We start from the raw sequence: 12,529 nt of genomic DNA on the forward strand, positions 1-12,529 counted from the left end.
CTCTTTTTAGGTATTTAATTCAGCAACATATGAATACTTTTTATAACAATCTCTGTATTTATTTATCAATTCGTGACAACGATATTTTATCGAAGTGTCATAGTAGTACCTTAGCGCCTTTTCTAAAACATGATACTCCTGTTCTATCCAGTCTACACTATCTAATGAAGTTTCATACTTACCTTGCTTCAATACTGCCAATAATTCTTTTTTCACAGACTTAGCTTCTTGTAACTCCTTATTCAGTAAAAGTTCATTTGTAAGTATAGAAAATATTCTGTTTTGTCTCAATGTCCCTCGTTCAGATAACAGTGAATTAATTACAATAGAGGAGACACCAAGTTGAGTAAACAATTTATAAAATGACTGAAAATCGTGCCCATTCCTTGATTTACTTGAGCTTATCATTAATATTATGATAATGCAGTTTTTTATTGCTTGTTTCAACTCACCTATACTGATATAGGATTCCATGTTTTTGTAATTATATTGTACAAGAAGATTATCAATATAAAAATTAAAGTCATCTGCTAAAGTATCGTAACTAAGAAGATTATCAAAAATACTCTCATATAAGTTTATTCGACATTCTATTCTTTCCATTGACTGCAAATATTTTCCCACTTCTGCTTCCCAAAGTAAATTATTTACAAGATAGTTTCTCTCTATCAATCTATTCTTTTTCTTAGACCATGATTTTCTTATCAGTTGTTCATTTTTTAGAAGTTGAATAGTATTTTTCTGATTAGAAGAAGCAATTAAACTGAGCTTCCAAATTATATCTACTCCTGCTGTAGCATATAAAAATGCTCCTTTCTCTGTTCGAACTATAAAACTAGAAAGTTTATCCTTATTTCTACTAACCAAATTCTTTATACTTTTTCCCGTGATATGCTTTTTAGGAATCTTAATATCTTCATGTCTTCTTCCTATCGGAGGAAGTGAGCCGTTATTAATCTCGTAAACAACTTCATCTAAGTTAAAATAGTAAAATTTAGTAGATAATTTTAAACTAACCAAAAATAGTAGGTACTCTAAGTATATTTTATAAATATGGGGTTCTAAAATATTACGTTCAATAAATATTTTCTTATCAAGATATGCATTATATAATTCATCATAGATACTCAGTACAACATGTTCTAAATGAAGGTCGTACTGAGTATCTTTTTGAATGCCTATTAACACATACTCCAGTTCTACTAAATATTTAGTTTTTTTGATATGTCTTTCCATAATATCATAACTGGATTTCTCTATCGTATCAGCAATGTTTACTTGATAATTTTCAACATATTTATTGAATAAAAGCTTACGTTTAATATATAAATTATCAATGTTTAAAACATGTTGGTGTTTGTCTTGTTTAAAATATTGACGTGAAAATCGTGTAGGGAATTCTTTTAGTTCATTTTTAAAGTTTAAATACATTTTATTCTCCTTCTATTAGTTGCAAAATATCAGGTTTCAAATCTAAAACAAGCGATAAAACCTATTATATCAGCATCCTTAGCCATCCCTTCTCCACCTTATTTTTTGGGATTATACAACTATGCTTAGATTTGCTAAACTGTTACCGTAATTGAAATGAAGCTTCAACAATTACATTTTAACATGAAATGAATGTCAAAAACAGGGCATGCTTTTTACGAAAGAAATACGGAGGAATTTAAATGCTTATGTACCCAATGTGGGATAGCATCCCAAAAGAGTTGCAAAAAAAGATTGTACTATTTGATATTGATGAAACGAAAAAAAATAGATTCGGAATTGAAATCAAGCTGGATGATGATTATCAAATCGTTGGTTATTCAGAAGACAATCATGCACCAATTTTTGTCGGCATTGTTGTCGGTGAACACAAGAATACTTTACGCGTTGCAAGCACAGACAAAAAACTTGGCTCTTTTTTGAGGGATTATGTCTCAAAGAAAGATAAGCTGATAAAAGATATTGCATCTCTTGAGTCTGAGTTTGAACAAAAAGTTGATTTGAAAGAACGTGAGATTGATACTTTAGATGTTGAAATTGACGAACTAAACAATCAACTTAAAGAACTACAACAAACATACAAAAAACGTAAAAAATTAGTTGATACTGAACTTCGAAAAAATTTTTATACCTGGGTTGACAGCAACTGGTTTCTTAGAATCTTGTATTCGCTTTATGAAAACTTATCATAAGTTGAATACACTTTAGACTTAATCGACTAATTATATAAAATTGAAAAAAGATGACATGAACTAATGCGCAATTTAAAGAAAGCATAGATTGTGAAGCGAATGAATCTGCTTTGCAGATAGCGTTATGCATCGAGTCTGAACGATTGCGTGAAGACGCAGAAAATAACGCGTCAGAATGAGTGCAATAAGCTATGCTTTCTAGAACTCGCATTATCACTCAGTGACAATTTCAATTTTATAATTATGATTAAACAAAGTACTCAACTCATGGCGTTTTCTTAGCGTACAAGATTTTAAAACTTGCTAAAATACAGCTAAAATTTTAACTGTTCAGCAACTAATTTTATAACTTTGTATTTAGGTGTTTCTTTTGATTTTTATCGTCAATGAACATCTAAACACTATCCACAGCTGAAAAACCACTTATAATCTCATCAAGAGAAAATGTCTTTTCAGTTTAGCCAATTAAAAAATAACGAAGAAAGAATGGGGATTAATAATATGACTCAATTAGAAATTATCACAGTACTAGGTATCAGTAATAAAGAAGATAAAAAAGAAGGTTGGTTATCCTGTGTCAAAACCAATGTGCCAGCTTGGAAAACTTTGCTCTTACCTTTCAATAAGGAAATTTTTAGCTCTACCTTTACTCAATTGGGGATTTACGAAATAGCACTCAATGACCAATCAGGATTCGGTGAACGTCCAAAGTTTGAAATTTCTGAAGCTAGACTAATCGTATCGTTTGACGAAATACTTAAAGCTTACAAATAAGTTATTACTTCTAACCAGTACAACCACGGGTTGGACGATAGGTTGTACTGGTTAGAACTCCACCTGTGGTAGGCAACCACCGCTCATCTGGGTAATGTAATAACCCAGATTCCATAATAAATATTGTTACAGGAGAATAAACCAATGAAAAACGATACTATCCAAAATATAGATTTTAATAACAAACATCTTCATATCAATGTAGATGAACTAACTATAGTGATTCAACCCAATCCAGATACAATCGGTGAATGCCCAGACCATTGGAGTCAAATCGCTAACGAACTTTCTGAAATTATTGCAGAAAAACTTTCCCTTCCTTCACTGTTTGGAACAATGACCAAAGAACAAATTTCGCCACAAGGATACACCACTTCATACAGTTTTGAAAATATGCCCTATTTTTTAAGAATTGCTTTTCATGAAGGCTATTTTAAAATGGGAATCATTATTAAATTCTCTGCTTCTGCCCTAAGCTTGTATCAACAAGCCTATGAAAATTCTTATAAAGAACCTCTAGGAGTTTATGAGATACTTGATAAACTAAACGAACCCTATTGGAACATGCATCTAAGTAGAATTGACTTTTGTGCAGACTACTTCAACTTTCCTTTATCTGTCAGTGATATTTACAATAATATAAAAGGCAAGAAGTTCGAGATTATCAATTACAAAGGGAATCGTAACCATACAAAGATGTCAGCACTCGAAATAGATATGGAAGCTAAAACAGTAACTATTGGGTCACGTAAAAAAGGTTCAAATAGCTTTCTAAAAATTTATGACAAACTCACTGAACAATTAGAAAATAACGGTAGGTATGCTCAGGTCGCTCAGCAATTTCAATCTTGGGTTCGATTTGAAGTTACCTTTAGAGGACAATACGCAAAGAAACTGACTAAACTAATTCTTTCACTCCCTTCACGTGATATGCTTCAACAATTTATCGCCAACAAAATCTTAGAGAAGTACTGTTTAATTGATACGGAGACCAGACAACTAACAGAGTATAGTGAAGCATTAATTAAGTTTTCTACTGTGGCTCCTCCTTTAGTAACGACCAGCCCTAGAAATAATCAATTAATGCAAAGTATACACTATACATTAAAAGGCAGTGGCTTCTTTCCTATGTTAGAAAAGGTCAAGCAAATATGGGGCATCTCCGAAGTGGTAAAGCTTCTAAACAGATTGCTATTTGAATATGAACACAATTATAAACCCAATGAAGATGTTGAGATTTGGTTAAAGAAAAATGCTCCTGAACTACAAGTTCTGGAATTTGAAACTTACCTTGATAGTGTCATTGAAATTTTTTATTTAAAAAACGCTCCTTCTTCTCCAGAATCCGCCAAGAAACCGAAAAGAAAGAACGCTGAATAATCGTGAAGATAAGGCAAGCTTATCCCTTGCCTATTATCTCACATATTTTATTGGAAAGAAAGTATGAGAGGTATAAAAATGATTAGAATTGTAAATAAAGATGATATCATTAAGTTAACCGGATATTCTGATTCACAAGCCAAAAAACTTATCCGAGAAGCTAAACAAAGATTAGTCTCAGATGGCTTTTCTTGGTACATCAATAAACGTGTAGGCAGAGTTCCACTTAAAACAGTTGAAGATATTCTCGGTTTTGAGATATTCCCTAAAAATGGTATAATGTCTAATGTACAGGAAGATACTGCTCTTGAAAAGGGAGTTTCAAATGGCAGTAACTAGACAAAAAAATAAGAAATGGAAGGTGGATATCAGCGACGGATACGATGCTATAACTGGCGAGCAAAAACGTCACAGAAAAATAGATTTTAAAACACGTAAGGAAGCTGAGCGATATGAGGCAGACTATCGCATCAATAAGTTACATCAAGTTAGTTGCAAAGAGAAAATTTCTGTTTCTTATCTCTACTCACTCGTTAAGGAAGAAGATGAACTTCGAGGCAATAAACGAGGGACTATAGATAGTCAGGAATCTTACTATCGAGTATACATGTCCAAATACTTCAAAAATGCAGACATGCGTGCTGTTTCCGTTACGGACATCAAAGAATACAGAAATTGGCTCAAAAACCAACCTAGTGTAAAGGGTGGGACACTAACCAACTCTCACGTTAATCAACAAATGATTTTCGTTCACAAGATGTTTGATGTAGCAATACTAAATCGACTTCGTCAAGATAATCCTTGCAACGGATTGAGAAGACTTCCGCAACAGCATAAAGAAATGGCGTACTATACCCCTGAACAGTTTAAACAATTTGATTCACTTTTTGAAGAGCATGAATACCCTTTTCAACTCTTGTATCGTATACTAATGTTTACTGGTATGCGTATTGGCGAAGCGTTAGCCTTAACTTGGGAACAAGTCAATCTTGACGAAAACTATATTAATGTTAAATACTCTGCTTATTATCGCAAGGGTCAAGTTCATATTGGCACAGTTAAAACAACACAATCTAATCGGCGGATTTATATCCATCGTGCCTTCGTGGAAGAATTAAAACGGTGGAAAAATCAACAATACGAGTTGTTAAAAGACTTTGTAAGCAATCCTAATGGTTTGCAAATTTATCAAATAACACCCGAAGTGTTGACTGGTCCGAATGTCTCCAATTTCAGGGTAGTCTTCAAAAAAAGACTTCCAGCTAATTTCAAATTAATACGCAACCATGATTTCAGACATTCTCATGCTGCATTTCTAGTTTCCCAAGGCTTACGAAATGGAGAGGGTAAAGACTATATTTTCTTTACTTTGATGAAACGATTAGGTCATTCCTCAATTAATACTACAATAAATGTGTACTCGCATTTATTTCCAACTCAACAAAAAGAAATCGCCTCTGCCTTTGAAAATTTTTAACAATAAGGCAAAATAAGGCAACGAAAATTTACAAACAAGGGTTAAACCCTTGATATGAAAGGAATCTTAAAAATCTTATGATGAACATGCAATCAATGATGAAACAAGCACAAAAGCTACAAAAACAAATGGAAAAAGGACAGGCAGAACTGGCTGCGACAGAATTTATTGGCAAATCTGCCCAAGATCTCGTAGTCGCAACCCTTACAGGTGATAAAAAAATCGTCAAAATTGACTTTCAAGAAGCCGTTGTAGATCCAGAAGATTTAGAAACTTTATCTGATATGACAACCCAAGCCATCAATGCAGCTCTTGATGAGATTGATAATGCAACAAAGAAAAAATTAGGTGCATTCGCAGGGAAGTTACCATTTTAAAATACACTAAAAAACCAACCCCTCCTAGTTCATTACTAAGAGGGGCTTGTCTTATGTAAAATTAAAAAAGTCAAAAGCTTGATTGATTAGCAAGTCGGTGTATTTAGGATTATTTTGCAATTCTTTAATAGCTGTTTGTACTAACTGCACATCATCAGTGATAATGCCATCTACACCTAAACGCAACGATTTTGAAATAGCATTTTCATCATTGACCGTCCAATCATACAGTTTCTTGTCCGTTTGCCACAGCTTGAAAATAAAATTATCATCAAGTGTGGAGTACTCCATTGTATAGCCACTTGCCTTAGTGCGTGGGAAAATGGTATTGTAAGGAAGAATGAAAAAAGTTGGAATGCTGGTATCATATTCAACTACTTTATTGATGACTTTATAATCCAGTGAATGCATTTGGTGGCCATATTGTTTAATGGTGTTCCCATATTTATTCAGAAAGCGATCCATCATATCAGGTGAATCTTTCTTACTGGTTTTTATTTCAATCAGCAAGCGTTGACCCAATTCATTAGCACGTTTTAAATAAGCATCAAAACTCGAAATCTTTGTACGATAGCCATTTTCAGTAACATCCAAAGCTGTTAATTCTGTCAACGTCAAATCTTGTGGCTTCGCGTTAACTCCAGTCAAGGCAGATAAATTCGCATCATGCATCATGACAAATTGTCCATCCTTTGTTTCTTGAACGTCCATTTCAATATAGTCTGGCTTTAATAAGGCTGTCTTCTCTAACGATTGAATCGTATTTTGGACACCGTTTGCCTGTGAAACACCACGATGCGAAATCACAGCAGGATTGTTGCTCAACGGAATCTGAAGATAGCTATAACCCTCAGCTGCAAATGCTAAAAAAGCAATCGACATAACAACCCAACGATAGAGTCGATCTAACTTCCTGCGTGCACTGTGACAAAGTCTTTTCTCTGTCAAAAAAGCTACAAATTTAACTAAAAAATAGGTCAACATCAAATAGTGAGTCGTTTTCATCAGCACATAATTGACAACTCCGGTTATAAGCGCAGTTTGATTGGACTGACCGTCCGTATAAGTTTGAAGGCACAATAATGGAATCGTTATAGCGAAAAAGAGTAGAAAACTCTTGGTAACAATCCAAAATAAGTGCCAAGAATAGAACAGCAAACGCTTATGTGTTTTTTCCAAACTAAATCGAACCGCTTCTCTGACAGAGACATTTTCAATCAGAATTTTTGGCAACGCAAACATCAAACGGACAGCAATCAACAGCATCAGCAATACTAGTAAAGCAAGTCCAATTCCAGCTAAAAAGTAAGTATCTCGTAAATAAGACACGATAAAATTCGGAATTAAAATTTTATTTAAATAATAAATTTTCAAGATTTTCCGAATGAACGGAAAAAGCAAACCAATGTACAATAAAATAAATGCAACTTTGCTGGGACGAACTTGTTTTAAAAGTGAAAAACCATCAGAGACTGTTTTTTTAGTGAATGCAAAAAGTGTATTTCCCTGCTGAGTCAGCAAATTATGAGCACCTAAAAAGAGCAAACCAACCTGAAAATAAGCGACTAGCAGATTCACTAGAAATAATACAATAAATGCTAGAGTTAGCAGCAGATTGCTGGATAGTACCGCTAAGACATTATTGTACGATAAAAATTGATAACCTGTCAGCCTTAGCAAAGAATCTGCAGCCCAGGAATTAAAAGGTAACCAGAGATACTCCATTGCCATAAAAATGATAAAAAATAAAAATAAAATTTTATCAAGGTTGTAATACAGCTTATGAAAGTCTAAACGTTGTTTCATCGTTCTCCTTTAACTATCTCATCAGTAGAAGCATAGAGAGGATTTGCTATGCGAATCAAATCTCCATAACTTTTCTTTAATGTTTCAAAAGCAGTTCTAACCTCTATAGGAATTTCTACGTGCGAAATATAGCCTCTTCCCCTTGGTCCATAGCCCGATTCATCATCTGACAAACGATGAATTTCTCCCATCAACAGACTGATATAATGCTCTATTTCCCACATACCGTAAATAGACTGTTTAAATTCAAGCTTCTGATTCTTTACGGTTACATCAGCCTGATAAGTAGCAAAATTGATGATACATGTATCTGGAGAAAGATAGTTCCTGATTCCCGCTTCCATACGCGCCTGCATTGTCGCATCTTGACTAAGAATGATAGAATGAAAATCAATCTTCTCTCTTTTCAGCAAATCCAACAAATAAGTGATGTTGTTCCCACAATTAGTCGAGTGAGATTCCAAGTAATCAGCCGTTAAATTATACCTTTCTTTCAAATAAGCATTAAAAATTTCTGCCTCCGAAAAAGTTTGGGTTTCTATTTTCGGATATTCCTTTGCGACCACTTGCCGAAGAGTCTCCGTCGTATGTCCTGCCCCACCGACAATAATATAAGTCTTTGCTATCCCCTCTAACATAGCCTGCGCCAAAACGTCTCCACCTGCCAAAATACTTCCGCCAAACAGAACCATGACATCAACTTGTTTCAAGTGATATTTCTTTTTCAACGCTAACTGTGTTAATTCTGGCAAATCGCGTTTTCCACAAAAAGAGCCAAGGATATTGATATTGTTTGCTAGTTCTTCTTTTACCATACTTTTCATTCTATAAAAAAATCCCAGTTTCTTCAACCGAGATTCTCATTATCTTCCAAATAATCTTGCAAAGAAGCCTTTTTGTTCTTGTGCTTGTACTTTTTCCTTAGCTTCGTCTAATTCTAATAGCAACGTTTCACGTTCATTCATGGCCTTTGCAGTCAGTTGTTGCTGTTGATCTAATTGCTTATCCTTTTCAGCGATTTGAACATCTTTCACACGCAACTGCTCATCTTTTTTAGCCAATTGAACATCTTTTGCTTTTAGCTGATCATACAAGCGCACGATTTCAGCATTTTTCTCATCTACTAAAATTTCCATGAGTTCACGCTGTTTCACGTCCTCGCTGACTGGTTCATCTTCAAAAATCGTCTTTTTGTAGATTTCCTCCAGTTTTATCAAACCGCTACGCGTTACAACAGTGACCCCTTTTTCATTTTTGTCAGTATCTTCGGGTGCAAGAGTTTTAACTCGATTATTCATTGCCTGACGGCTAATTCCTAAAATTTCGGCTAACTCGCTGACTGTTTTTTCAATTGCCATAATTTCCTCTGAAACATTTCTAGATATAGATACCTAAATCTTATCATATCAAGGCTTAACTGTCAAATTTGCTCTGGATTTTAGGGAATTTCGCCGCATTTATGATACAATGAAATTTAAAGATTCCTTACAGATTTATCTACAGAAAGAGATACTATGAAACACTTTGATACAATCGTTATCGGAGGTGGTCCGGCCGGTATGATGGCTGCCATTTCCAGTTCTTTCTATGGACAGAAAACCCTGCTCCTTGAAAAAAACAAAAAATTAGGTAAAAAACTAGCTGGAACAGGTGGCGGTCGCTGCAATGTGACTAATAACGGTAACTTGGATGACCTCATGGCTGGCATTCCTGGCAATAGTCGCTTCCTCTTCAGCGTTTTCTCTCAATTTGACAATTATGATATCATCAACTTTTTTACAGAGAATGGTGTCAAACTCAAGGTCGAAGACCACGGTCGTGTTTTTCCAGCTACAGACAAGTCTCGGACGATTATTGAAGCCTTAGAACAAAAAATGAAAGAGCTAGGTGCTACAATTAAAACACAGACAGAAGTGGTTTCCGTAAAGAAAAATGAAGATTGCTTTATCATCAAATCAAGTAAATGCATGTGGAGCTGCGACCGCTTAATTGTCACAACAGGTGGCAAGTCCTATCCTTCAACTGGCTCTACCGGCTTTGGCTATGAGATTGCTCGCCATTTCAAACATACGATTACCGAGCTAGAAGCTGCTGAAAGCCCGCTTTTGACTGACTTCCCACACAAGGATTTACAAGGAATTTCCCTTCAAGACGTCACTCTCAGCTACGATAAACATGTCATCACTCACGACTTGCTCTTTACCCACTTTGGCCTATCCGGTCCGGCAGCTCTGCGCTTGTCTAGCTTTGTCAAAGGCGGCGAAACCATCTATCTAGATCTTCTGCCACAGATGAGTAAACAGGATTTGGCAGACTTTTTAGAAGAAAATCGGGAAAAATCCTTGAAGAATGCCTTGAAAGCCTCACTCCCTGAACGCTTGGCTGAATTTTTTGTTCAAGGCTTTCCTGAAAAAGTCAAACAGCTAACGGATAAAGAACGTAATCAACTCATCCGGTCCATCAAGGCTCTCAAAATCTCCGTGACTGGTAAAATGTCCCTTGCTAAGTCCTTTGTCACAAAAGGCGGAGTCAGTCTCAAAGAAATCAATCCAAAAACCTTAGAAAGTAAGCTCGTACCTGGTCTACATTTTGCTGGTGAAGTGTTAGATATCAATGCTCATACTGGCGGTTTTAACATCACCGTAGCTCTTTGTACCGGCTGGGTGGCAGGGAGGGTGCATTATGAGTGATTGCTCATATTTTACTATTCAGCGCAAACAAAAGGAATCATAAAATGAATCGACTCGAAAATGTAGAATTTGTCAACGCTGTTCTTGGTGAGTTTCCAGATTGGATAGACTTGAAGTAGAACAAAATAGGCTAGGAAATTCCTAGCCTATTTATTCCGCATTGGTTCGAACATAAGCCGCAATCACTTCTGCAGCGTACTGAGCTGTACCTGAACCAAATTTATCAATATTCTCTTTAAACTCAAGATTTGCCACATAGCCTTTTCCGATAGAAGCAAAAACTTCCAACGAGCAATCAAAACCATAAGTTCGGATAGCCTGTAAAAGATTAGCTGCTTGCACTTGATTTTCTGCTGCATCTACTTTCAAACCTACTTGTAGATTTTCTGCCAAATTTCGGAATACTTGATTAAAGGCTTCCGTTGCTTGCTCCTCTTGACCTGCTTGTCTGCTTGCCGCTTCATCTATAACAGCTTGCCCATATTTTTCGACAGCTTGGTCGCGATAGTTTTGATGATCTTGATAGGTAAATCCAACAAATTTTTCTTGTGTTGTCATTTTTCTTTCTCCTTTTTGCGCTTGAATTGTCTTTTGTAAGGTAGAAATCAAGGTATCTAAATGTTTCCTTTCCTGCTGCAAAAACTGCAATTGTTTGTTCAAGTGAGGCAATAATTCCTGCTCTTGCTGACTTAGCAGCTCTGCTATTTCCTTTAAAGAAAATCCAAGATATTTGTAAAATAAAATAATTTGCAACCGCTCCAAATCTGACTCACTATAAACGCGATACCCGTTTTCAGACTTTTGCGGAATCAACAGTCCAATTTTATCGTAGTGATGCAACGTTTTAACAGAAATACCAGAAAGCTGCGCAGCTTCTTTGATTTGATACATGATTTCCTCCTTACAATGATGATTATACACCCTGACCTAAGGTCATAGTCAACACATTTTTAAAATATTTATCAAAAAAAGATAGCTGGGAGAAACTATCTTTGTGAAAGAGTATATAAGAGAGCAAGAAAGCTATTCCAGGCAACATGAGTCGCCATGCTATAGTAGATCCCATTTGTTTTCCTAAAGACCCAACCTAAAATGAGCCCGGGAACAAAATATAAAATAAAATCTGTCGTTGACCAGCCAAACTGCACGATATGACCCATACTAAATAGACTAGCAGAAACGATTAAATCCAAATGGAAGCTTTGAAATTTCTTTAAAGCTGTCATGACAACACCTCGATAAATCAATTCTTCCCAAATGGGGGCCAGAATACCCAGAATAATCCACATCCCCCAAAATAAAGCAGCACCTCTTATTGATTGCAAAACTTCATTGATGGCATTTTGATTTTGTCCATGCGGAAGGATCGGTGTTGCCAATGCATTCCACAGCAAATTCATAACGAAACCTGCTACACTATAACCTAGATAAGACCATTTGAATTGCGGTTTAACGATAATCAATTTTTCTTTATGTTTATAAATGACAAAAGTCAATAAAGCCACATGGCAAGCTGTAGCAATTGCTAGCCAAAAATAATACCAAGCATCTGATAAACTTCTAACGAAGTCTAAATGAAACAGAAGCCCTAAACCAGAATAATAAGATAGGCAAATACAGCCTATGCATACATAATATCCTATTGTCTTCTTCCACATAGAGCATCCTCCCTCTATCTTTTATAACATCACATTATGGTCTTTTCTTTGAAAAAGCAGGTGCTAGCTGACCAACCCAGCCCCAAGCACCGTTACCACCAGAATTTCCCTATCCCATATAGATGCCGGGAGTTCCATAAGGGGCACCCGGACCACCGCCAGGAGTGATTTTTGCTAGATTTCC

Annotated in this window: 13 protein-coding genes; 7 read left to right on the forward strand and 6 right to left on the reverse strand. The window is 35.6% G+C overall.

Annotated elements, in window-relative coordinates:
* Positions 1 to 6 precede the first annotated feature (6 nt).
* Complete coding sequence (locus HMPREF2963_RS02615) at positions 7 to 1,431, reverse strand: hypothetical protein (RefSeq protein ID WP_070668472.1); 1,425 nt, start codon at positions 1,429 to 1,431, stop codon at positions 7 to 9.
* Positions 1,432 to 1,673: 242 nt separating this feature from the next.
* Between HMPREF2963_RS02615 and HMPREF2963_RS02620 the strand changes: the two genes are divergently transcribed.
* The 6 genes from HMPREF2963_RS02620 (at position 1,674) to HMPREF2963_RS02645 (ending at position 6,191) form a co-directional block, all read left to right on the forward strand.
* Positions 1,674 to 2,183, forward strand: a complete 510-nt coding sequence (locus HMPREF2963_RS02620; protein WP_070668476.1) for a coiled-coil domain-containing protein — start codon at positions 1,674 to 1,676, stop codon at positions 2,181 to 2,183.
* A gap of 444 nt (positions 2,184 to 2,627) precedes the next feature.
* On the forward strand, positions 2,628 to 2,957 hold the full coding sequence (locus tag HMPREF2963_RS02625; protein WP_261786479.1) for a hypothetical protein: 330 nt from the start codon (positions 2,628 to 2,630) through the stop codon (positions 2,955 to 2,957).
* Positions 2,958 to 3,101: 144 nt separating this feature from the next.
* Positions 3,102 to 4,337, forward strand: a complete 1,236-nt coding sequence (locus tag HMPREF2963_RS02630) for a replication initiation factor domain-containing protein (RefSeq protein ID WP_070668479.1) — start codon at positions 3,102 to 3,104, stop codon at positions 4,335 to 4,337.
* Positions 4,338 to 4,415: 78 nt separating this feature from the next.
* Positions 4,416 to 4,676, forward strand: coding sequence for a DUF3173 family protein (locus tag HMPREF2963_RS02635; protein WP_070668728.1), 261 nt, complete (start codon positions 4,416 to 4,418; stop codon positions 4,674 to 4,676).
* A complete protein-coding gene (locus HMPREF2963_RS02640) occupies positions 4,663 to 5,814 on the forward strand; it encodes a site-specific integrase (protein WP_070668482.1) in 1,152 nt (383 codons plus the stop codon). Before HMPREF2963_RS02635 ends, HMPREF2963_RS02640 begins: the two co-directional genes overlap by 14 nt.
* A gap of 77 nt (positions 5,815 to 5,891) precedes the next feature.
* Positions 5,892 to 6,191: a YbaB/EbfC family nucleoid-associated protein gene (locus HMPREF2963_RS02645; RefSeq protein WP_037596509.1), complete on the forward strand. Its 300-nt coding sequence runs from the start codon at positions 5,892 to 5,894 to the stop codon at positions 6,189 to 6,191.
* Positions 6,192 to 6,242: 51 nt separating this feature from the next.
* On the opposite strand, the gene HMPREF2963_RS02650 is transcribed toward HMPREF2963_RS02645, so the two are convergent.
* The 3 genes from HMPREF2963_RS02650 to HMPREF2963_RS02660 are packed head-to-tail and all read right to left on the reverse strand — an operon-like array spanning position 6,243 to position 9,355.
* The gene (locus tag HMPREF2963_RS02650; RefSeq protein ID WP_070668485.1) at positions 6,243 to 7,997 is read right to left on the reverse strand and encodes a glycerophosphoryl diester phosphodiesterase membrane domain-containing protein; all 1,755 of its coding nucleotides are present in this window, start codon (positions 7,995 to 7,997) and stop codon (positions 6,243 to 6,245) included.
* The gene (locus HMPREF2963_RS02655; RefSeq protein WP_070668731.1) at positions 7,994 to 8,812 is read right to left on the reverse strand and encodes a hypothetical protein; all 819 of its coding nucleotides are present in this window, start codon (positions 8,810 to 8,812) and stop codon (positions 7,994 to 7,996) included. The genes HMPREF2963_RS02650 and HMPREF2963_RS02655 overlap by 4 nt, the downstream gene beginning before the upstream one ends.
* Before the next feature lie 48 nt (positions 8,813 to 8,860).
* Positions 8,861 to 9,355, reverse strand: coding sequence for a DUF536 domain-containing protein (locus tag HMPREF2963_RS02660; RefSeq protein ID WP_003029403.1), 495 nt, complete (start codon positions 9,353 to 9,355; stop codon positions 8,861 to 8,863).
* A gap of 156 nt (positions 9,356 to 9,511) precedes the next feature.
* Between HMPREF2963_RS02660 and HMPREF2963_RS02665 the strand changes: the two genes are divergently transcribed.
* A complete protein-coding gene (locus tag HMPREF2963_RS02665; protein ID WP_070668489.1) occupies positions 9,512 to 10,687 on the forward strand; it encodes an aminoacetone oxidase in 1,176 nt (391 codons plus the stop codon).
* Positions 10,688 to 10,837: 150 nt separating this feature from the next.
* Here the strand turns inward: HMPREF2963_RS02665 and HMPREF2963_RS02670 are convergent, their stop codons facing one another.
* Together HMPREF2963_RS02670 and HMPREF2963_RS02675 are read right to left on the reverse strand one after the other, a co-directional pair.
* Positions 10,838 to 11,578 (reverse strand): MerR family transcriptional regulator, encoded by a 741-nt coding sequence (locus tag HMPREF2963_RS02670; protein WP_006269961.1) that lies wholly within the window; start codon positions 11,576 to 11,578, stop codon positions 10,838 to 10,840.
* Between the two features lie 95 nt (positions 11,579 to 11,673).
* Complete coding sequence (locus tag HMPREF2963_RS02675; protein ID WP_070668492.1) at positions 11,674 to 12,345, reverse strand: CPBP family intramembrane glutamic endopeptidase; 672 nt, start codon at positions 12,343 to 12,345, stop codon at positions 11,674 to 11,676.
* Positions 12,346 to 12,529 lie beyond the last annotated feature (184 nt).

Source organism: Streptococcus sp. HMSC067A03 (assembly GCF_001814295.1).
GTDB lineage: Bacteria > Bacillota > Bacilli > Lactobacillales > Streptococcaceae > Streptococcus > Streptococcus constellatus.